Raw genomic sequence first — 21,841 nt, 5'->3', positions numbered from 1 at the left:
TCCTCGCGAGAGCGAATCTGGTCCTTGATGTCGTTCGCAACCCGATCCACTAATTCCGGATTCGAGCAGCTAGCCACACTTTGGAGCGTTTTTCGATACCCATTTTCCGCCATCGGGAACCCTTGTCTCGATTTGAGCACTTGATCGTTGACCTCGCGTATTTCGTAGAGGTGGCCTTTAATTCGTAGCTCTAGCCCTCGATCCATATGTCTGCCCTCTTGTCGAGTGTGTATATAATCGGTGATTGTTAACGTTGGCAATCCTGGGATTGCCAATTCACTATATCCAGGGACTGTTAATTCAGCAAACACGGGGATTGCCAATTCGGCTTCTTCGGGAATTCGTAATTCGTAGTGTGTCGGGTTGCCAATTACCGCAGATGGAGAACGACCAATGAGGCAGTTCCGACTGGATGTAGACAACAATCAGTACAGTTGAGAAGAGCTAGTTGCTATTCGTGATCTGATCTCAGAGCGCGCGCGAGATTATGATCCGGCCTGAAAGAGAGATCGGAGGAAGAAACGCAGCTACTATCCTCCTCTCATCACCAATTATCCGACTACAGCCACCAATTTCGCTCGATCCCCAATCCCAATTAATTGGGCCGTATTTATACCCGGGCTGAATCGGATGCGATGATGGCTGGCAGAGAACTCAAACCGCTTGCGCCGCAGGAAGCCCTTGATTGGTATCTCGAACATCGAATGGATGACCTGCGAACCGCGACTCGACGAAAGCACGCCTCAGCTCTCGGTACGTTCATCGACTGGACGAAAGAGGTCGGTATCGACAATATGAACGACATCAGCGGTCGAACGCTGATGAAGTTCAAAACCTGGCGGAAGAACAATACGGGGTTGAATACGCTTAGTCTCAACGGGAACCTCGCCATCCTTAGCGTCTTCCTCCAGTTCTGTGAGGATATCGATGCGGTCCGCGCCGACCTTTCGGAGCGCGTTCCGATGCCGAACGTACCGCCAGACGAGGAAGTCAATGAGTTCGTCCCCGAGAGTGATGAAGTAGAGGGGATCCGGTCCTACTCCCGTCGATTCGAGTACGCATCGAGACAGCACGTTGAGTTCGAGTTAATCGCTGAGATCGGTCTTCGTATGGGTGCTGTTCGTGCTATCGATCTCGACGATTTCGATCCGGAAAACCGAGTGATTCACCTCCGCCACCGTCCGGAAGGCCGTGAAGAGTACGGAACGCCGCTCAAGAACGGTTCCGATGGTGAACGGATCGTCAACATCTCCGACGGACTACGGGCCTTTATCGACGACTACATCGAGTACACACGGCACGAAGTCGTCGACAGATACGATCGTGAGCCCCTATTCACAACGCCTTCTGGTCGCCCTTCGACAACAACCATACGACGTGATTTCTACAAAATGACTCGGCCGTGTGGTTACTCGAATGACTGCCCGCACGATAGAGACCTGTCTGACTGTGATGCAGCGCAAAATTCGAGCGCAGCAAAGTGTCCATCGAGTTTTAGCACTCATCCGATGCGTAAGTGGTCGATTATGCACCAGTTGGACGAGGGTGTACCGAAAGAACTGCTGAGTGATCGGGTCGATGTCTCGGTGCCCGTCCTTGACAAGCACTACGACCAGCGAACCGAGGAACGGAAATCACGCCGTCGACGGGAAGCTCTCGAAGCTAACCTCACCCAGTATGCGATGACGGACGGTGGGAGACCTGTGGATGAAGATACCAAGGAGTAGTTTGTCGGGTTGGGAAGAAGCCGTATAGTTCTCTTGCCGTCATATCGCTGACCGTACTCTGGAAGGGAATAGTGGGTGTTGTTTTCACGAATTCGCTAGTGAATCTCCCACTAGAACGAGTGTGCGAATTGATCGCTGAGAGTCCTACCAGTTACAAATGATGTTCAGATGTCCGTGCAGGATGTAGGGCGCGTATGCAGCACACGTCGTCACTCTTCCTCAGGGTGCCGAATAGTCTTGTAGTTGCGATGGAAACTATGTCTATGAGAGAGCCAGGTTCAGGGTGGGTTGAGCAGGGGGGGTCGGTCGGATTGTTGCCTATGTTGGTCGGAGCGAGCGCCACCGTGTGGGGTTCGTCATCGGCGTTTCGCTGTTGTTTTTCCTGGTCGCAGTCGTGAATTCGTACTTTGGCGGTCTTATTCCACTCATCTTCAACGTCGTGTTGGTGGTGTTCCTCTACACACGACCGTCTGCACGAGCGACGGTAACAGCCAGTGCCACTGGCCCCGGGTTCATTTATCTCGTGTTCTATCTCTATCGGGTCATTGGCCCCTTTGAAGGGCCTGTAGGGGGATACGAGCCGTTTCTATCGATCCTTCTCCGAGAATCTCAGTTGCTCGTAATCGGAATCCTGTTACTGGTGCTTGGGGTCTGGCTCCGTCGAATCACGTCGTGATGACCGGGTCTGCTGTATTCAGCCTCTATATTCAGCACGTTACATCTGTCACGTTTAAAGGGTTTAACAGAGTCAGTAAGCTCGATTTGAGGGGCGAGTTAGAAATTAGTAGCATCAAATAAAGAAAAACACTATGCTACAGTCTCGATCTCAGATCTTGATTCTCACTATACTATTGATTGTTTTTCTCGCAGTTGTCCCAATATCATATTTCGCCTTTGGAGATATTGGTCTAGAAGGCTACTCAGTCATTTCAACAAGTCTTCTCTCATTAGGACTGGTCCTACTCTACTACGAACAGCACTCTGTACTGAAATCGCAGAAAGAGCCTCTTCTTGAAATGAGCCAGTTTTATTTGAATGATGATCTTCAATATGCGAGTTCTGAAATATCCAATTTTGGAGGTGGTCCAGCAACCTCGCTCAGACTCATAATTGAGCTATATGATCTGAGTGGAGAGGACCCGATTGACAGGGTGAGTGGGACCTTGAGTAGAGTTGAAGAGGTACAAGATAGCGTAGAAAAGGTTACTCGGTCCGCATCGATCTTACCAAATGAGGTTGGGATTCCTTTTGAGATTCAATCGAAAGAGGTGATTCCGATGGGTGGCTCATCATCAGAGAGACAAAGGTCACTAGGCCGAATCTTACAAAATGAAATGGAGGATAGAGACGTTCTGTACGGTAAAATCATAGTCGAATATGATGATATATTCGACACTAATCAATATACTGCTGACTTCTCTCTAAAATTCACCATCCAAGATGGAGAGGTTCAATACGAGAATTTCACATATCTACCTTGGAAAGAGGGGTTTCCAAACAACTCTCTTGGCGGATAATCGTCGGATAGGGTATCTCAGCTTTCTTGAAACCATCCTCTTTGCAGTATTTATTACTCCGGTTGTGTGTGGTGCTTTTGAGGATATGACACCGGTCACAGTATTTGGCTGTCTGCGATTGATGGTCTATCGTTAGCCAGTAGTGCAGTGCGTGGGGAAGTTGACATTTGTTGTCGGAGTTCGATAGAATGCTCACCTGTATTGACTGACTCTGGACCACCAAATCCAGGAGATGCGCTAAGGCTCTACTTCGTCAAGCGGGAAGGGGTAAATTAGATATTATCGAGATACCCCCTTCGTTGCTCTAGTTTCACCTCTTCAGAACGCCGATCGTAGTGTTTATCGAGAACATCACGACTGACGTTCATCCGGTCGCTAACGATTTCGGTCGGAATGTCCTTCGTGAGGAAGTGAGTGATGCTACCTCGGCGAATCGGATGCGGACTGACCGCTTCTGGACACTTCTTGTCCTTCGTACCTGTACAACCGGGACAAGTCTCATTCCTGAAACAAGGTGCAGTGACTCGATACACAGCTCGCCTCAGACTACTCCGAGACCTTCTCCCGCGAGACGACGTAAACAGTGGATCGCGACCATATTCGTCGGTGATTCTCTTCCGTGTGTTTTCGATGAACTCCTGCAGTATTTCGGCGAGGCCCTCCGTAATCGCAATTGGTCGCTCACCGGATCCACCGTTCTTTAATTCCGTGCCCTGTTCGGGACGATGAACGAGTTCAAGCCGTCTGTTTTTGATATCTATATCTTCGATGTCCAGCGAGTGAGCACTACCTAACCGCATACCTGTCTCCCAGAGAAGTACGAATATCGTCTGCTCAAACGAAGCGTAGTGGTATCTCATTAGATGCTCTCGAATAGCCTCCGCGGTTTCAGCCTCAAGCATCTCTTCGGACCGCTCTTCCTCCGGAGTCACTCGTGGAATCATAACCTTCTCGTAGAGATCCGCGGGGACGGCTTCCATTGAGCCACACCACTTGATGAAAACCCGGATGGTGCTCATCTGCTGGGTCAGGGTGATCTTCTTCAGATCAGCGTCATCCTGTCGCCACAGGCGATATTCCTGTAGGTCGCGACCGGTCAAGTCATTCAGGTTATCTATGTCGTTCTCGTCACACCACCGAACGAAGGCGTTCAGTCGATATTCGTGCGACTGCACCGTCTTCTTCGACGCGTCCATCTCTTTCTGCTTCAGATACAGATCTTGCGCGCGGTCCGGCTCTAGCGGATCGAGTTCGTCGTGTTCTGTTTTCATCGGTCTCACAGAACCCCGTTAGGAGGCTGGAGGCCGCCGAAACCGACAGGGAAGGAAACGCACGCGACGCGCGGTAGTTCCGCCCGAGCCCATACGTATCACGCACGGTTTCTAAGGCACCGATTTCATCGCGTAGATGCGATGGAGCCCAATCTGGTTTCAGGCGTCAGGGTTTAGCCGCCACTCGTCCCACTGAAACGTATCGTGAGCCATTGGGATCCAGCGTTGCGCTCGGTACGGGAGGCAGCTAACGGGATATACGGCCCGAGATCGTTCGTCGGGTATTTGCAGGAGATCGGTCAGGATTCGAGCCAGTACCGGACGGCGACGGAACTCTCGATCGACACTCGGCCGGAGCTTGCGAGCCGGTTGGACGACAACGACACGATGGTCCTGCGGCTGGGCCGGGCCACGGACGGCCCCGGAACCCAGTTCGCGCTCGTTCACGTCCCAGACCACCTGGATGATTTCTTCATCGACGAGCGGGAGTTCCCCCCCGTAGACCGGGAGATATTGGATTACTCGGAGGGTGGTGATGACACGCTCGCTCTCGGACAGGACGTGCAAGATATGCTCGAAGTGTATCGGTCGCTGCCGACGTTCTCGGAGACGGGATTCGTGAACTTCGCTCTCTCGACAGGGCTTCTTTCGCGTGCGCTCGGTCTCGATTCGGATCGGATCGGAACCGCGCCGACGACCGTCGCGTCAACGTTCGAGTTCGAGTTCGAGCCGCACCCCGATCGGCCGACGGTCCTCCATCACGACGACGGGCAGATCGAAATCGACGCGCTCGTGATGACTCGTCGGAACGGCGAGCGTATCCTCTTCGTCATCGAGGCGAAGTGTGGGGGACGGCACGAACTGGCCAAACACAAACTGGGCTATCCGGCGCTCGCAGCTGAAACCTCGCTGTCGCTCGACGTCGATCGAGTCGTTCCTGTCTACCTGCGAGCGCGTCCGGTGAAAGAAGGAGTTCGGTACAGCATTTACGAGTGTTCGGGGCTCCCGATGGGCGAGGAACGCCCGTGTCTTGCAAAGCTGCACGTCATCGACGACTCTCACTACGAAGTGCGTCTCTGATTGGCTGATCTTCGCCGAAAACAGGGTAGAGACGCACCCGAGGATGTTATGAAAGTGACCGTTGGCGTGTGCACAGGATATCAAGTACGACACGTATACGGGCCCACGGCTACCGAGTCGGCGTCCGTGACGATGGCGGGCCTCGGGACCGTATCGTCTCAGTGGACCATCACGTCCCGAGAGTATTTATGAACTCGATAGGAACACACTCGCGTATGCCGACGACGAACGTCGCCTGCCCGTACTGTGGCAAAGATACGCGTGGAACGCTACCGTCGGAGGACGCGGTGATCAAAGCCGTATCCACTTTCGATGGCGAATATCCCATCCAGGCCTCGTGTTCGAACTGTAAAAAGAAATTTTCGATAGCCGCGGAGTGAGATGTTAGACCCGTATCTCAGAGAGCGGATCCGGACCGCGAGCGACTACCAGCTGACGATGGCGAAGGCGGAGCTGGAAAGCGGCGCACAAACGCCGTTCGTTATGGACGCACTCGACGAGATCCGAAGTGAGATACACGCCAGAGAACCGCTCCCCGGGGAAGAGGAGTTCGGGATCGACCCGGAGGTCGTCTCCCCGCCGAACGACCCCGACGTCGCGGACGCAGAGGAGACGCTCACGGCGGCGATCAAGTCCGAACTGCGCGACGAGACGCGCGACGCGACCCGCGACGAGACGACCGACGACACGCGCGGGTGATCCGAGTCCGGCGTTCGACCCCGCAAGGCGGCCGCGTCGACGCCGACCGACGAAACCTTCTTTCGCCGGGTTTCCGTACTGCGGCGCGTGCCACGGCTCACGACGCGGTACGTCGGCTCGCAGACGCCCCCCGAGTCGACGTCCGATCCGACGGACGAGGATACGCCCGACCCCGCCCAGGCGCCGGCGTCACCACCGCGTACACCGCGGCCGGCACCTGTTATGTCGTGCCGGGGAGCCACAGCGAGACGACCGAGTTGCCGGACGCCCTGCTCGACGCGGCCGACGGCGTGGTCGTAGAGGATGCGGGCACGCGGTACGAGAACCTGCTCCTCGACGAGCTGCGCCGGCAGCCGCAGTACGAGGAACTTCTCCGGGCGAACCTCGACGGCGACCGCGTGCCCGTCTTCGTGGCCGACGTTCCGCCCCGAGACGGACGCGAGGCGTACGAGGCGGGGACCGGCGTCGACACGGTCGTCGAGCTCGTGGCGGTGTCGGTGACGCTGGCGGTCGTCGGCGCCGTCGTCGCGGCGCTGGCGGTCGTCGGCTTCTTCGGTGCGGGTCTCCCCGAAACAGCCGTCGGCGTCGCGGTCGCGGTGATCCTCTGGCTGCCGCTCGTGACGGCGTCGTGTCTCCACGTCCTCCCCGCGAGCGCGCTCCGCCGGCCGGACCGGATCGGCGCGCTCCTCCGCGGACTCGTCGCCCGGGGACAGCTTGTGAACGCTTACTCACTCGCGGCGGCCCGGAGCGCCGCGGTGGCCGAGACGCTCGACGCCGAGCTGCTCCCGTACCTGCGCCGGGAACTCGGTCGCCGGCCCGAGCTGGTCGTCGACTACGGGTTCGCGCACCTGGACGTCCGCACGTACCTCCGGCACCCGCGGCTCCGACGCGCCGTGTTGCGGTGGTATCGATGGCACAACGTCACCGGTCGCGACTGGAGCTCCCTGAACAGAGTGCTGGCGTTCGAGTTCGACGGATTGACCGAGGCGAATACCGTCGAGACTCGAGACGGGACCCGCCACAAGCGCGTCCTGTTGCGGTTCGAGCCGCCGCCGAATAGCGGTCTGGACGCGTCGTCCGAGTGAGGGTCGATGCGTGGCCGTTCTGCGAACACTACGAAAGCTCGACCGTGACGACGTTCCCGCGCTCTTCGTTCCGATCGAAGTGTAGTGACCCACCGGACTGCCGCACGGCGTGGTAGACGAACCAGAGACCGAATCCCGCAGAGTGGTACGTCGAATTCAGTAGCGAATCCTCCGAGAACGATCGGTACTCCATCTCCGGGATGGGCGGGCCGTCGTCGCTGATTCGGATTACCACTCCCGAGTCGGTGTGCTCGACGTCGATTTCGACCCGCGGCTCCTGTCTCTCGTTGTGCTCGATCGCGTTCTCGACCAACTCCCGGAGTGCGAGTTCGAGTGTGTGCACCCCCGAGACGTTCGCCCGCTCGGGGAGATTGGTCGTGATCGTGGCCGCAGGATACGCCTCGCCGTGTTCTCGGGCGATAGCGTCGAGGACCGCTACCACATCGATAGATTCCCTCGGTTGCGGTGTCGTCAACTGGTCGATGATGAGGTGGTGGTTATCGAAGATCGAGAGCAGCCGTTCGGCGGCCGCGTCGATACGATCGATTGCGGACTGATCTCGCGCTGAACTGGCGTCTGAAACCAATTCGACAGATCCCTGTATGATGTTGACCTGATTCCGGAGGTTGTGCTGCAAGAGGTAGTCAACCGCGCGAAGGTGTTGCTCGCGGGCCTTCCGCTCGGAGATATCGCGACCGATTCCGGCCAGTCCGATCACGTCCTCGTCGTCGACGAGTCGTCGCTTGCGGAACTCGAACGGGATCTCCGTCCCTTGCTTGGTGACGACTGTCGCTTCCACGGTGTCAGCGCCCTCGGCGAACGCCGTCGCGATCGATTCGGAGATCCGTTCGGTGTGCGACTCCACGAAGAAGTCCTCGATGTCCATCGCTCGGACTTCCTCGTCGTCGTATCCCGAGACGTCGAGCAGCGAGTCGTTCCACCGATCCAGCTTTCCGTCGGGTGTGATGACGTAGAAGACGTCCGGAAGGGCATTCAGCGCGTTCTGTACGAACTGCCGTTCCGTTTCGAGTTCCTCGTGGGCACGTTCCAGTTCCGTGACGTCGATGACCACTGCCTGTCCGATGTCTCTCCCCCGAAACCGACCGGGGGCAGTGGACACCTGAATCCTCCGGATCTCACCGTCAGCACGCCGTAACTGCATCGGCGTCGGCCCCGTCGCCGTCTTCGACTCGACGACGTCGACGAGTTCTTGCTCTGCGGTGTACTGGTCCTCCGCGACGACGAAATCGAAGATGGACCGACCGATGAGCTCCTCTCTAGAATCAAGCCCCAAGAGGTCGAGAACAGCGTCGTTTCCCCAGATGATCTCTCCGGAGTCGTCGAAGAGGTTGACCGGCGCGGGCGACACGCTGATCAACTGCTGATAGTTTCTCGGCTCCGGGGTCTCTTCGTCGGCCATCGTATCCGTTGTAACCGTGATTCTCTCTTTGGGGCAGAGAGTTCTGGCCCCGTCGATACGGGGGTTATCGCTATTGTTGTTGCTATGGCGTCATATAAGTACTCGTCAGCGGTATCGGACGGGAGTGATGTCCTCACCGCATTTCGCGAACCCACACGAGGAGGCGCTGCTCGCGGTCGTGTCCTTCATCGAAGAGTACGGAATGACGCCGTCTGAAGCCGTCCACGGCGGGATAAACGTCACCGAGTGAGATTCGACGAGATGCACGAGAGTCATCCGAGAGCGAATGTTCCCATGCGAGGGGTTCGCCCCGTTCCGATATCGTCTGTTCGACACGTCGACTCCGGAAGGCTGTACTGACCTGCCGTATCTGATCGCTTCGGCGAGTCAACTGCTCGGATCACCCAGAAGCCTACCGCCTCCCGAAGTCTCTTTGACGCAACAAGCCGAAACGAGGTGTGGAAGACACAAACCGCAGTTGGTACTTCGTCGAACGGCCAGCAGGCGAACCAGACGCTGACTGCTTCGAACTCAGAGCGGCGGACGTACCAGAGCCCGCCGAAGGTGAACTGCTCGTTCGCGTCGAGTACCTCTCCGTCGATCCGTATATGCGCGGCCGGATGCGAGACAGCGAATCGTACGCGGAGCCGTGGGACGTCGGCGACGTCCTGAGCGGAGGAGTCGTCGGCGAAGTGATCGAGAGTAAGAGCGACCAGTACGACGCCGGCGACCTCGTGACCGGCGAAGGCACGTGGGCTGAGTACAGCGTTCTCGATGCAGGTGACGTCGCCCCCGTCGATCCCGAGATCGCCGACCCGCCCGCCTACCTCGGCGTCCTCGGGATGCCGGGCCGGACGGCGTACTTCGGCTTGCTCGACGTCGGCGACCCCAACCCCGGCGACACCGTCGTCGTTTCCGGGGCAGCGGGTGCGGTCGGTTCGGTCGTCGGGCAGATCGCGAAGCTGAACGGCTGCCGCGTCGTCGGATTCGCCGGCTCTGACGAGAAGATTCGCTGGCTCACCGACGACCTCGGCTTCGACGCCGCGGTCAATTACAAAGCGACCGACGACTACGGAGCCGCACTCGAGGAGGTCGCACCAGGCGGCGTCGACGTCTACTACGACAACGTCGGCGGGCCGATCACGGACGCCGTGTTCACGAAACTGAACCTCGACGCCCGCGTGGCCGTCTGCGGACAGATCGCGCACTACAACGCCGAGAGCGTCCCGACCGGCCCTCGAAAGCTGCCGCAGCTCATCGCCCCGCGTGCGACGGTCCAGGGCTTTCTCGTCGGCGACTACGCGACCCGGTTCGAGGAGGCGAGCGAACAGCTCGCAGCGTGGGTCGCAAGCGGCGAGATCGACCACCGCGAAACTGTCGTCGAGGGCTTAGAGAACGCACCGGATGCGTTCCTGGGGCTGTTCTCCGGCGACAACGTCGGAAAGCAGGTCGTCCGCGTGGCCGAGTGAGCGTCCCGTCGCCGCTCAGCCCAGTACCGGAACTATCGCCCGTCCGCACCGCGCCCGCGATAGTCCCTGCCAGTCCAGCCCCACCGAATCGGATTCGCCGTGGGCTGTTCTCGCCGATCTATCTCTCTCGCGTGACAGTTTCGCGCGACGGCGACGTGGGACGCCGTTCGCGTGGCAAGCCGATCCGAAACCCTTTTTTATATACTCGGCGTCGGTCGAAGTGCGCGCCGCCTTAGCTCAGACTGGGAGAGCACTCGACTGAAGATCGAGCTGTCCCCGGTTCAAATCCGGGAGGCGGCATACCCTTCCTGGTTCACATTCCCGTACGACATTCCTCTTAGAGTGTCGTGTCGCGCCACATTCCAGGTTTGGATTCACCAGCTCCAGTTGCGACTGCATAGCCGGGAGTATTTCGCTGTATTACCGTCTTGAAGGGATTACTAGGTTAGATCGGGAGAAATCTAAGCTCTGGTTGAGGCGCACGTTGGACGTCGCTCTAAGTAGAAAAGTTCCAAGTGTAAGCCAAAGGCAAATCGCGAGGGTCCACAACCGTTCCAAAGTTCTGACCCTCAGCGGCGAGCGCCTCCGTGTCTATAGAGTCCAACGACCAACTTCCCAATCATTACGGGAAGCCGTTGGACGCCAACCCTCTCCCAAACCAATACAGGCAAAGGAGGTGGTCGGGCGTGTCTAACGTCTCACCACTGCGGTTTGAGCGTTACGCTGCCACAGAACGGAACGGGGGTCGGTGGTCACGATGACCGAACCAGAGGATTTCTTCGACCAGCTCGACGACGCCGAAGCCGTCACTGCTGACGACCCGGATTCGGTTCAATCGTCGGTCGAGCAATCGGAGGCAGACCGTATCAGGTCGGAGAGGCAGACTATTTCTCAGACTCCTACGCGTTCCCAGCGGCGTAGCTATCTTGCGCCCAAGTACGTTGCCCGATGTCGATTCTGCCGCTGTAAATTCTCAGATATCGACGTAGCGCACCATCACCAGGGACGATGCAAAGCAGAGCCGGTTGCACAGTGTCTCCACTGCGAGGAAGAGATACAGAGTCAGGAATCATCGGAGGAGCATCTAAAATCCTGTGACGCGTATCACAGTGCCATACAGGAGGAAGCAGAGCAGGAGGACAGCTCCGCGACGGAAACCGAGGGCGAGGACAGTGAGAGCTTTTCGAGACTCTTCATCGATCCGCAACCGCACGAGTTCCACGGGTACCTCAAATGGGACTGTGCAGATCGCGAGAATCCGCTTCGATCGTACTTCGGACTTAACTCTCTGCAAAAGGAGCACGACTTCGAGAAGCACGGTCCGCTACGGACTGGCGTCAATATCGGTGGAGATGAATGGACAGTTCAGTTCCGTTTCAAAGAATCCGGTATCGCGGCACGCGATTCGCCAAACTTCGAGCTCGACGAGGTTCGAGAGTACCTGATCTACGTCTATCCGAGTGCATACTCTTCCTGGGATGACGCCAAATCTGAGGCTCGAAAGCGCGCGTATTTCCTAATCTCACCGCGCTGGCCCGATATCGAAACCAAGGAAGGGCTACGATCGATGTCCAATCCGTGTGGTATCGAGGGATACGATGTTGAGGTCGAAGGCTCCAACTGGGACTTCGAACAATACCCTAGGGTTCTACAGCAGGCACTCGGCGCACTCGCAGACCGCCAAGGATTCCGGTTTGACAGTCATACCCCAATTAATCCGGGGGACTTTGACTCTGATAGGATACACCATTCGTCGAACATCGTCGACGCTGAGCTATTCGTACGTATTCTAAAGGCACTCAGTGGACGAGTCATTGCATACGACGGGACCCTTACCCGGATTTCGATGCTCCTAGCTGGTGACCGGGAAGGATATGTGAAATCAGTACGAGATGACCGTGAATGTCCAGGCCACTACCACACTACAACAATCGATTCACGGCGTGCAGCTGAACTGATTGGTGGTCATTCTCTAGCGAAGGAGTTCAAGCACTATCATATGCGGAATCCAGATGCCGTTGAGGGAACAGAGCTCGAAAACCCGAAGATTGGTGTTTCTCTTCAGAACTCAATCAACGACGGAACGGTCTACTGGGACGATCTGGACACGCTTACCAGAGAACTCGACGAAGCCCTACTAAACGTCCTAGAGTGGTCCGGGATTTCTACTGACCCTACTGAAGGCGCGTACGTCGCTGATGATTATTTCGAGGTTGCTGGGTCGCGTCGATGGAGAAAACTCGTTTCAGGTAGCTTGCCCCGGACTGAGTCAAAACAGGATGACCAGATTTTCGCGATTGCGAGCCAGATGAACACGACGGACACCGAACTTGTTGAGACACTTCTCACCGATGGTGGGAAGATATCACCCAGCGAGTTAGCCGAATCAATTGGTGTTCATTTAGACACGATCTATCGAGCGCTCAAACGGCTCGGCCCTCTCGTTGACCACTCATATGGAGAAGTACAACTAGGGTCGAAGTACATCGCTCAGGAACTGACGGGGTATATCGACTCGGTTTCTCAAAGCATTCAAGCTGGGTGGGAAAGTGCACTCGACAGCCTCACACGAGCCGAATCATATGCTGATGATGACCCGTGGTGTCGGTGGCTGGATAGATATGGTGGAAAGATCAGTCGAACAGAGGGGGCTGATCCTGACGACCTAGATATTGGATTCAACCCGTCGACGTTGCGAGAAGCTCGTCAGCTCCTTCGAGAAGGTGCTCGTCGGTGGGCCGAGGTGACTGGTGAGCCACTTCGACAGTTCGGCTTCAAGTTCGCGCCTGCTATCACGACTGTCGACGGGAAGCGATACGCGCCGAGAAACTTCGCGGCCGCGCTCGGGACCCCCGGCTAGCGCGACGACTCCTGAGAGGCATCACTATCGATTGCTCTTTTTAGCGGATATTTTTGCTTGTTTTAGGGCCGAATAGCGTTGCTTTGAGAGTTGATTCTGGTGCGTGGCTCAACAGTAGCTTACTGGTTCTGCAAAATCCGAGGCGGGGTACCCAATTCTCCGTTAGGGGTGTGGCTAAGGAGCCACCTGAATAAACCACTGCCTCGCTTCGCTCGGCACATGTCCAGCAGAAACCGGGGTTGGTCGGCGCGCCTGACTCGGCGCGCCTTGACATCGACCAACCAACGGTGGGTCAAGTTCCTATCAGACGTCGGTTATGAACTAGATTCCCGCAGTGACAATCCCCTTCCTTCTGAATACGGTACGCCGAAGTGTCCTGACTAGAATTACCCTTCTGCTTCCTGGCTTTCTTGATACACCTGATGACGAAGATGCTCCGTGATCACTTCCTGCACTTCGTCGTTGTCCATAAACTCGGCGAACAACTCTTCGTTCTGGTCCATTCGATCAATGAACATCTCAGTGAGCGCACTGTCGAATTCCAGAGCAAAGTTCTCGCGACTATTGACCTTTGCAGACCTTCTGAGGTGATCATCTTCAAGCGCGTCCTCTTTCAACTGTTCTAAGAATAGCTGATCAGCCTCGGTAAAGTCGGTTCCCAGTTTTTCGTTGATTTTCTCAACGATAGTCGAGAGTTCGACTTCGTCGTCTTCGCTTCCCCTGCCGGTCCCTGTCTCTGTCGGCCCCTGTACTTCTCCGTCGGTCTTGTCTAGTTCAATATCACCTTCTTCCGACTTTTCGAGCCGATAGTACTGCAGCGCGAGTTCGTTGTCGAACTCAACACTCGGCTGGCCCGATCCCTTGGGGAGCTCTTTGTAGAGGAATCGGCCGAAGGTGTACAGCTTTTCGAGGTGTGTATCCGCATAGCTGACGATCTGCGATTGGAACTTATAGAGACGGAGGAACGAGCGGAGGGTCGATCGGAACTCCTCTTGGGTCTCTTCGTTCGAAATCATAAACTCGTCACGCGCAGGCTGTACCAGACTACTTAATTTCGCGTGTGCGCCCTCTGTCCCGGTATTTTCAGGGTCAAAGAAGACTTCCGCGAATCGATCTACGTCACTCTGATCGTAGATACGGAACGCTTTCAATTCGCTCGCCAGCTGCTGGAGGTGTTGCGGGTCCGTTTCCTCGGTGACGGTGGTCTTCCCATAGAAGGGTTCGAATGCCTCCTTGATCTCCGATTGCTCATTTTCGAAGTCGAGGACGAAGGTATCCTCTTTTCCGGGGTGTGTACGGTTCAGACGGGATAGCGTCTGGACCGCCTGAATCCCGGAGAGCTTCTTATCCACGTACATCGTGTGTAATAGCGGTTGGTCGAAGCCGGTCTGGTACTTGTCGGCGACAACAAGCACCTGGTAGGCTTGACTGTCGAAAGCATTCGGAAGCTCGGATTCCTTGATCCCGTCGTTCATTCCCTCCTCAGTATAGCTCTCACCGTCGTCTTCGACGGTTCCGGAAAATGCCACGAGCGCGCTGAGGTTATAGCCGTTCTCCTCAATGTACTCGTCGAGAGCCTTCTTGTATCGGACGGCGTGAGAGCGCGAGGAGGTGACGATCATCGCTTTCGCTTTTCCACCGATCTTGTGCTGCGTGTTGTTTCGGAAGTGCTCGACGATAATCTCGACCTTCTGTGAAACGTTGTGCGGATGGAGCTTCAGGAACCGCGAGATCGCTTTGACCGCTTTCTTCTCCGGCACTTGTGGGTCCTCCTCGACGACCTTCGCGACGTTGTAGAACGTCTCGTAAGTCGTGTAGTTCCGAAGTACATCGAGAATGAACCCTTCGTCGATAGCCTGCTGCATCGAGTAGAGGTGGAACGGCTCGTAGCCATCATCACCATCTGGCTCGCCGAACATCTGGAGAGTCTTCGCTTTCGGCGTCGCAGTAAATGCGAAGAAACTGAGATTCGGCTGCTTGCTTCGAGCTTCAGCACTCGCGACGATGGCATCCTCCGCGTCGTCGATTTCCTCTTCGTCGACCCCAGAGAGGATGCCCTTCATCTCAGCCGACATCTCTCCAGTCTGGCTGCTGTGTGCCTCGTCGACGACGACCGCGTAGTCCCGCTCGGGGAGCGACTGCGTGTGTTCGATGACGTACGGGAAGGTCTGGAGCGTGGTGATGATGACCGGCTTGCCGGCTTCGAGTGCACCTGCGAGCTCTTCCGATTTCGGACCCTTTTCACCGGTAATACCGTGAACTACGCCGGTCTTGTGGTCGAGTTCGTAAATGGTATTCCGAAGCTGTTCGTCCAGAATCGTCCGGTCGGTGACGACGACGACGCCGTCGAAGACCGCATCGTCGTCGGCGTTATGGAGAGAAACGAGCCGGTGAACAAGCCACGCTATAGACTTGCTCTTCCCGCTTCCCGTGGAGTGCTGAATGAGATAATCTTCTCCCGAACCTTCCTCTCTCGCATTATCGACTAGTTGACGGACGCACTCTAGTTGGTGATATCGCGGGAAGATCAGTGTCTCTTCTTCCTTGACGGTGATGCCGTCTTTTTTGATCTCCTCTGGTCGATGTGGATGAACCGTTGGAGAATATCCATCCAGCTGTCTTTCTCCCAAACCTCTTTCCAGAGGTAGGCGGTCCGATGGTCGCCTTGGCGCGGAGGGTTGCCTCCACCCTTCTCGTGCCCCTTGTTGAACGGGAGGAAGTTCGTGTCCTCTCCTTCGAGCTCAGTCGTGTAGTAGATCTCGTTCTGGTCAATCGCGAAGTGGACGAGTGCCCCGCGCTTGAATCGAAGGATGGGCTCGCTCGGATCGCGGTCTTCACGGTACTGTTCACGGGCGTTGCGGACTGTCTGATCGGTGAAGGTGTTCTTGAGTTCCGCGGTCGCAACCGGAATCCCGTTGACACTGAGCGCGAGGTCGATGCTCTGATCCGGGTTCGTTGCAGAGTGGTGGAGCTGCTGGGTCACCCCGAGGACGTTGGCGTCGTACTTCCGCTGTAGTTCGGGATTGATCCCCGTGTTTGGTCGAAACGTCGCGAGGTCGATCTTCGTCCCGGTGGTTCGGAGGCCGTGTCGTAACAGTTCAAGCGTCCCTTGGCGTTCGAGCGCGCTGGTGAGTTCTTGGAGGAAGCGCTGGCGGGTGTTGCCCTTGTGGGCGGTTTCCAGTTTGTTCCACGCCTCGGGCTGCGTTTCCTTCACGAACGAGATGATCTGCTGGGGGAAGAGGCCGCGTTCGGTGTCGAACTGGTCGCTCGGCACCCGGACGTAGCCACGGTCGAGCAACGCGGCTGCGATCTCGTTCTCGAAGGCTTTCTCGTCGTAAGGCTTACTCATCAATTGAGTCTCAGATTACATCTTACTCGTCAGATACATCAATCTGACCCGTGATAGCGGAGGTGATGAGGGCTTGCCGTTTCTCTTCGAGAATTTTTTCTATTTCTGAAATATTGTCACATACTTTCTCAGATTTAGACTTCATACGATTGATCTGGTCAACTATTTCTTTCTGCTCATCTTTCGGTGGAAGGGGTATTACCCAGTTCTTTAAATCTTGCTGTGACACTTTAACCATCGATCCACTAGACCCATGGGCATCCATACGTATCTGACTACGAGCGGGTTGGGTAATCAGCCACTCAGCTAAGAACTGCGGGATTATCTGGCTGGTGTCAACATCTATGATAAATATTAAATCTGGAGCAATAAGCTGTTGGCTGTGCTGAGGTACTGCACAAGCATCGGCGACTAACTCCGGTGTATTCGCACGAGTAACTAGGACTTGCCCGGGACTCACAATGGAACTTTTTGGCACATCCGTAGATGCGCCAATCGCCTTGTTCTCTTCTGGCCTAAATGTACCCTTGGACACTGCAGAGAGTTTTAAAACACCATATTCATCCTTCTTAGCAGGACGTGAAGCAGCCCGTGGGCTCCATCCGTTCTGCAGGGACTGAATAAGCCAACCAATTCTTGCAGTATCCCAATGCTCAGGAATCGATTCTACTCCGAGTAGTTCCGTTTCCTTCTGCGGTGAACCTGCCACTCCTCCAGTAACCAACGTCTCTCGGCGCTGATCCGTTCGTTCACTGATTATTGATCGAAATCTCTCTAATTCAGATCTCGTTCGTTCTATATCGGGGGTAATATTCTCTAAGTATTTTGTTACTCTTTTTTGAGTCTCGATATCCGGATATGGGATCTTTATATTCCCGATGAAGTCCCAAGAGGCACGGGGCATCTTCGCACCATACGTCGAAGCATCTACTTTATCGATGAATTCAGCAGATAGTAGGACGCTATGAAGGTATTTTGATGAAACATCTTTTGGATTTAAGACTAGGAATTCTGATGAGGCGACACCTTCGAAATCTGCAATAAAGGCTTTTGTTAGATATGGGCGCAATTTTCCAAAAAGAACGTCTCCAGGATAGAATTTTACCCCTTTACCCGATACAGACTCCCCCTCTCTGTCTTCTTTTAGCTTCCCCGTTCCCTGTTCTACGTCAGACAGACCAACAGTTCTCAATTCCGTTGAGTCTGCAACTACTTTGTGAACTCGCCTGTCTACGCAGTATTTAAGCCGTCTACTTTCATAGCAGGATTGAATCTTTGCTATTTCTTGGCTACTCATTTTTATTCAATAATCTCTGGAATCTCATCTTGTAGAGTCCTCCAAACCTCTGAGAGTTCCTCATTTATGCTGTCTATGCTTCGACCAGAATCGTATTCATAAAAATACCTTCCAAAGTTTATCTCATATCCCACAACTCCAAGTTCCCCATCCTCGTCATCGTAGTACTTACTGCTCTCGTTGATCCATGCATTCTCTAGATACGGTGAAACCTCCTCCTCGAAGTAGTCTCTCGGATCGGTGCCGAGTGGCACACGTTCCCGCATACGTAAATCCGTATCGTGCTCTGGATCACCCTTGCTGTTGGTCACGATCTCCGCGTCGTCATTCTGCTCACCCAGCGCCCGCTCGATTGCGTTATAAACGCTGTTACGTACGTCGATGCCCTGCATATTGAACGCCAACTCAACGTCGTCTATGAACTCGTCGCGGTCCATCCACTGCTTGTCGGCATCCAGCGTCCGCAGCGCTTCCTTCACCGCCTTCTGCGTCTCCTCTTCGCGGTTCGTGAATGCGCGCTCGTCGTCGAGGCTCTCGATGCGTTCTGCTGTCGCTTGGAAACTCATCCGGAGGGGCCGATCGATGACAATCCGACGATACCCGAACTCTTCCGTGGATACGACCTTCGAGCGCCCGTTCGCTTCCAAGTCACCAAAGATACGGGAGATTTCGTCGATGTGTTCTTGAGCGAGTTCGTGGCGCTTCTCCCCGAGGCTCTCGTCCATTTCCGCGTACAGGTCCTGTGCGTCGATTAGCTGGACCACATCCTCGCGATTCGCGGGCTTGTCGTTCGAGAGCACCCAGATGTACGTGCGAATCCCCGTGTTGTAGAAGAGGTTTTCAGGGAGCCCGACGATCGCTTCCAGCCAGTCGTTTTCGAGAATCCATCGTCGAATCGCGGATTCACCGCTGTTTGGCCCGCCGTTGAAAAGCGGTGATCCGTTGAATACGATAGCGATACGGGAACCGCCTTCTTCGGGCGGTTTCATCTTGCTGATCATATGCTGGAGGAAGAGGAACGCGCCGTCGTTGGTCCGTGGCGTACCCGCGCCGAACCGACCGGCATACCCTTCCTCCTCGTGCTCACGCTCGATCTCCTCTTTCACCTTCTTCCAAGAGACCCCGAACGGTGGATTGGAGAGCATATAGTCGAACCGCTTGCTGGGAAAGCCATCTTGAGTAAAGGAGTTGCCGTGGACGATGTTATCGGGCTCTTGGCCCTTAATGAGCATATCCGAATTACAAACGGCGTATGACTCGGGATTCAGCTCCTGCCCGAAGGCGTGGAGGCGCGCATCGTTGTTGAGTTGGCGTACGTACTCTTCGGCGACGCTGAGCATCCCACCGGTTCCACACGCCGGGTCGTAGACCGTTCGAACCGCTCCCTGCTCAGACAACGCTTGGTCGTCCTCCTGGAAGATGAGGTTTACCATCAACTCGATAACTTCACGCGGCGTGAAGTGCTCGCCAGCGGTCTCGTTGCTGAGTTCGTTGAACTTCCGGATGAGCTCCTCGTAGATGTACCCCATTTCCTCATTCGCGACCTCATCGGGATGGAGGTTGATCTCCGTGAATTGTCGGACTACCTTGTAGAGAAGATCGGCATCGTCGAGGCGCTGAATCTGGTAGCCGAAGTCGAACTTCTCGAAGATCTCCTTTGTTTCCTCGTCGTACTGATTGATGTAGTACTGAAGATTATCCGCGATATTCTCGGGGTCGTTGCACAGAGTCTCAAACGTGTACTCACTGGTGTTGTAGACCTCGGCATCGGCTGCCTTTTTGAGCGACGGAGAAACGTTTTCGATACCCTGCTCCTGGAGTTGCTCGTGTCGTTCTAGGACATCGTCCTTGTTCCGCGCAGTCACACAGTCGAGCCGCCGTAGAACCGTCAACGGGAGAATGACCTTCTGATACTCTGATTGCTTGTAATCTCCTCTGAGGAGGTCGGCAATGGACCAAATAAAATCCGCCTTCTCATTGAAGTTGTCGACCATCTATGCCGAGACGAGAAACCACGTCTGAATAATAGTTTGGACCTGCTCCTGCTAGGGATCTGCCGTCCCTCCTTGACCTCCCAATTGTAATAGAACTTTTCAAGAGATTCCTCAGAATCGCAACTGAACCGGCCAGTTAGGTCTCTTCAGTAAATATCTCCAATTCGGTTCTGTCGTACCCGTACGTGTCCATAGCCCGTTCGATGATCCGAACACAATCGTTCGCAGAGAAGTTGGTTTCGAGGTACAATCCGGTATCCGGTATCTTTCGGGGCTTGACAAGGTCCGACTGCTGACCTTCCTCAACGAAGTAGCTTCTCTTGCGTCCCTTGATATTCCTGATCGGATCGTGATCATCGACCTCTCGGAGTATCTCTGTAACCGCCTTTGAGAGGGTCTCTGCCCACGTTTCGACATCGTAAGTCTCGCCAAATATTTTGAGCACAGAGGGATTCATTCCAGTGTAATCGTCGACCTCAGCGGACCTTTTCGACTCTGGCTTTTCGGAGATATCTTCTCTGTCGGCGTTCTTCAGAAGCTTGTTAATCGTCTCTGTAAACTCTTGGTACGCTCCTTGGAGGAAGACGAACTTCTCGCTCTGCTTGTCGTACGCGTATTTTTCAGCAACTTCGTGGACGCCGCGTTCGGCTGTGGACAGATTCTTGTCGGGATTCGGTGTCCACATATCGAGTAGCTCGATGTCCCTGTTGCCTCTGCTGTACTGTCTGATGGTGTTATCAATGTTTGTGGACTTGCCGATCTTGACATCCATAATTTTGAGGCCCGAATACTCCAAGTGAGAAATCTTGATCGCGTAGACAACTTCATTCATAGTCAGGCCTTGCGTGACTGGTCTCTTGAGGTTTTCCCGAGACGATGCTTTGAATCCGCACGATCTAAAGCTGATGATGATCGCGTTCTGAACCTAGGAACGAGTACAGACCACGTATTACGTAACCGCACTAACCTCGATATCACTCTGGTATTCAGTCTTGGAAATCCCGGCTCTGGTGAATCACTGGACAGCATCGACTTTCGGGGAATCAGATCCAACGATTTGTGGCGCTACTCTAGGACAGTTTGATCATAATCCCGTGGAAACTGTGATCGCGGTGTGATTGGACTCCCTCACAGGTTTGCTCAAACCACTCATCCTAACGCAGTATGGCGATTCACCAAAGCCGAAATCCCATATTCCTCTTGAAGCTCTCTTTGCCGCGCAACAAGCTCACTACGAATAGCCTCGGAGTATTCTTGGAGATATTCTTCCCCTTGCATTAACTCAGTGTAGAGCGGCTTCACTTCGGAGTAAGCCAGCTGATTTAACTCATCTCCGTGGGCTTCCCAGAACTCATATAATTCAGAATTCTCCCCATATTCATCGACTTGCCCAAGGATACTACTCAGAATCACGAGGCGATTACGCCCATACTCCAAATCACGGGTATATTCGGACTGTTCGAAGATCTCCTTGACCGACGGGTCAAGCTCTTCCGCAATTGTGTCAGCGAGTCTGGATAAATATACTAGCAGCCAATCATATCCATTCATTTTTCGAAGTATTATTGGACAATCATTGCGGAATCGTTCAGCAGCCACGGGATCTAAATCTCTTAAACTTATGACGGAAGCCGGAGATTCTCCCCAATTATGGTACTCTAATCCGTCGTGGTACATCCACCTATTTTCTCTCTTGTTATCATCTAGATACTCGATATTATGAGCAAGAATTCGTATACTCGGGTACACTATATTCGAAATTTCGTCTATCACGAGAGGTCGATAGCGGTCCTTTCTGATTTGGTCTAGTTCTCTGCGATTCTGTCTGACTGTGTAGAGCGTTATGCCCGCTAGTGCGACCGTTCCAAGCGCAGCAAGACCTGAAACGACAGTAGATGAGGCACCTACGTCAATTCGTCCGGTGATGCCGAGTGCGAGAATGGCTACGACAATAAAAAAGAGCAGAATCAGCAGGACACCGAGTAGCAAATCAAATGTCCCGGAGCGGCTGGGTCGCATCATTTACTGTTAGATAATTGCAGTGCCGGTTAATAATTGATACTCGAGATCTCA

General features: G+C 54.8%; 18 protein-coding genes and 1 tRNA gene. 11 read left to right on the top strand and 8 right to left on the bottom strand.

Going from position 1 to position 21,841, the window contains the following annotated elements; all coding sequences use genetic code 11:
• Positions 1–638 precede the first annotated feature (638 nt).
• From ACP99_RS10600 to ACP99_RS20025, 3 genes are all read left to right on the top strand, one after another.
• Positions 639–1,727, top strand: a complete 1,089-nt coding sequence (locus tag ACP99_RS10600; RefSeq protein WP_156105681.1) for a tyrosine-type recombinase/integrase — start codon at positions 639–641, stop codon at positions 1,725–1,727.
• Positions 1,728–2,073: 346 nt separating this feature from the next.
• On the top strand, positions 2,074–2,403 hold the full coding sequence (locus tag ACP99_RS10595; protein WP_049986574.1) for a hypothetical protein: 330 nt from the start codon (positions 2,074–2,076) through the stop codon (positions 2,401–2,403).
• Between the two features lie 133 nt (positions 2,404–2,536).
• A complete protein-coding gene (locus ACP99_RS20025) occupies positions 2,537–3,244 on the top strand; it encodes a hypothetical protein (protein WP_156105679.1) in 708 nt (235 codons plus the stop codon).
• Between the two features lie 272 nt (positions 3,245–3,516).
• Here ACP99_RS20025 and ACP99_RS10585 read toward each other — a convergent pair whose 3' ends face one another.
• Positions 3,517–4,515, bottom strand: coding sequence for a tyrosine-type recombinase/integrase (locus tag ACP99_RS10585; protein WP_049986572.1), 999 nt, complete (start codon positions 4,513–4,515; stop codon positions 3,517–3,519).
• 285 nt (positions 4,516–4,800) lie between these two features.
• Between ACP99_RS10585 and ACP99_RS10580 the strand changes: the two genes are divergently transcribed.
• The 4 genes from ACP99_RS10580 (at position 4,801) to ACP99_RS10570 (ending at position 7,379) form a co-directional block, all read left to right on the top strand.
• On the top strand, positions 4,801–5,595 hold the full coding sequence (locus tag ACP99_RS10580) for a DUF6997 domain-containing protein (RefSeq protein ID WP_049986571.1): 795 nt from the start codon (positions 4,801–4,803) through the stop codon (positions 5,593–5,595).
• A gap of 215 nt (positions 5,596–5,810) precedes the next feature.
• On the top strand, positions 5,811–5,975 hold the full coding sequence (locus tag ACP99_RS20020) for a hypothetical protein (protein ID WP_156105677.1): 165 nt from the start codon (positions 5,811–5,813) through the stop codon (positions 5,973–5,975).
• A 1-nt stretch (position 5,976) separates the two neighbouring features.
• Complete coding sequence (locus ACP99_RS10575) at positions 5,977–6,294, top strand: hypothetical protein (protein ID WP_049986570.1); 318 nt, start codon at positions 5,977–5,979, stop codon at positions 6,292–6,294.
• A 227-nt stretch (positions 6,295–6,521) separates the two neighbouring features.
• A complete protein-coding gene (locus ACP99_RS10570) occupies positions 6,522–7,379 on the top strand; it encodes a hypothetical protein (RefSeq protein ID WP_156105675.1) in 858 nt (285 codons plus the stop codon).
• 28 nt (positions 7,380–7,407) lie between these two features.
• On the opposite strand, the gene ACP99_RS10565 is transcribed toward ACP99_RS10570, so the two are convergent.
• Positions 7,408–8,799 carry a PAS domain-containing sensor histidine kinase gene (locus tag ACP99_RS10565; RefSeq protein WP_049986568.1) on the bottom strand — a complete coding sequence of 464 codons (1,392 nt, stop codon included), beginning with the start codon at positions 8,797–8,799 and terminating at the stop codon, positions 7,408–7,410.
• A 127-nt stretch (positions 8,800–8,926) separates the two neighbouring features.
• On the opposite strand from ACP99_RS10565, the gene ACP99_RS21230 reads away from it, so the two are divergent.
• The 4 genes from ACP99_RS21230 to ACP99_RS10550 all read left to right on the top strand — a co-directional run bounded on the left by ACP99_RS21230 (position 8,927) and on the right by ACP99_RS10550 (position 13,128).
• Positions 8,927–9,049: a hypothetical protein gene (locus tag ACP99_RS21230; protein WP_269319667.1), complete on the top strand. Its 123-nt coding sequence runs from the start codon at positions 8,927–8,929 to the stop codon at positions 9,047–9,049.
• Between the two features lie 208 nt (positions 9,050–9,257).
• Entirely contained in the window at positions 9,258–10,268 is a 1,011-nt protein-coding gene (locus ACP99_RS10560; RefSeq protein WP_049986567.1) for an NADP-dependent oxidoreductase, read from the top strand.
• Between the two features lie 226 nt (positions 10,269–10,494).
• Positions 10,495–10,568, top strand: a tRNA-Phe gene (locus ACP99_RS10555).
• 457 nt (positions 10,569–11,025) lie between these two features.
• Positions 11,026–13,128: a DUF7845 domain-containing protein gene (locus ACP99_RS10550; protein ID WP_049986566.1), complete on the top strand. Its 2,103-nt coding sequence runs from the start codon at positions 11,026–11,028 to the stop codon at positions 13,126–13,128.
• A 386-nt stretch (positions 13,129–13,514) separates the two neighbouring features.
• Here ACP99_RS10550 and ACP99_RS10545 read toward each other — a convergent pair whose 3' ends face one another.
• The 6 genes from ACP99_RS10545 to ACP99_RS20015 form a co-directional block, all read right to left on the bottom strand.
• Positions 13,515–15,758, bottom strand: coding sequence for a type I restriction endonuclease subunit R (locus ACP99_RS10545; protein WP_197052432.1), 2,244 nt, complete (start codon positions 15,756–15,758; stop codon positions 13,515–13,517).
• Positions 15,656–16,477, bottom strand: a complete 822-nt coding sequence (locus tag ACP99_RS20535; protein ID WP_197052431.1) for a type I restriction endonuclease — start codon at positions 16,475–16,477, stop codon at positions 15,656–15,658. Before ACP99_RS20535 ends, ACP99_RS10545 begins: the two co-directional genes overlap by 103 nt.
• 22 nt (positions 16,478–16,499) lie before the next feature.
• Positions 16,500–17,774 (bottom strand): restriction endonuclease subunit S, encoded by a 1,275-nt coding sequence (locus tag ACP99_RS19245; protein WP_081927420.1) that lies wholly within the window; start codon positions 17,772–17,774, stop codon positions 16,500–16,502.
• A gap of 2 nt (positions 17,775–17,776) precedes the next feature.
• Positions 17,777–19,768: a type I restriction-modification system subunit M gene (locus ACP99_RS10540; protein ID WP_049986565.1), complete on the bottom strand. Its 1,992-nt coding sequence runs from the start codon at positions 19,766–19,768 to the stop codon at positions 17,777–17,779.
• A 136-nt stretch (positions 19,769–19,904) separates the two neighbouring features.
• On the bottom strand, positions 19,905–20,600 hold the full coding sequence (locus ACP99_RS10535; RefSeq protein ID WP_049986564.1) for a hypothetical protein: 696 nt from the start codon (positions 20,598–20,600) through the stop codon (positions 19,905–19,907).
• A 317-nt stretch (positions 20,601–20,917) separates the two neighbouring features.
• Positions 20,918–21,790 (bottom strand): hypothetical protein, encoded by an 873-nt coding sequence (locus tag ACP99_RS20015; RefSeq protein ID WP_156105673.1) that lies wholly within the window; start codon positions 21,788–21,790, stop codon positions 20,918–20,920.
• Positions 21,791–21,841: the final 51 nt, after the last annotated feature.

Source organism: Halobellus rufus (assembly GCF_000739575.1).
Lineage (GTDB): Archaea > Halobacteriota > Halobacteria > Halobacteriales > Haloferacaceae > Haloquadratum > Haloquadratum rufum.
The sequence above is the reverse complement of the archived record's forward strand: the minus strand, read 5'-3'. Positions and strand labels throughout refer to the sequence as shown.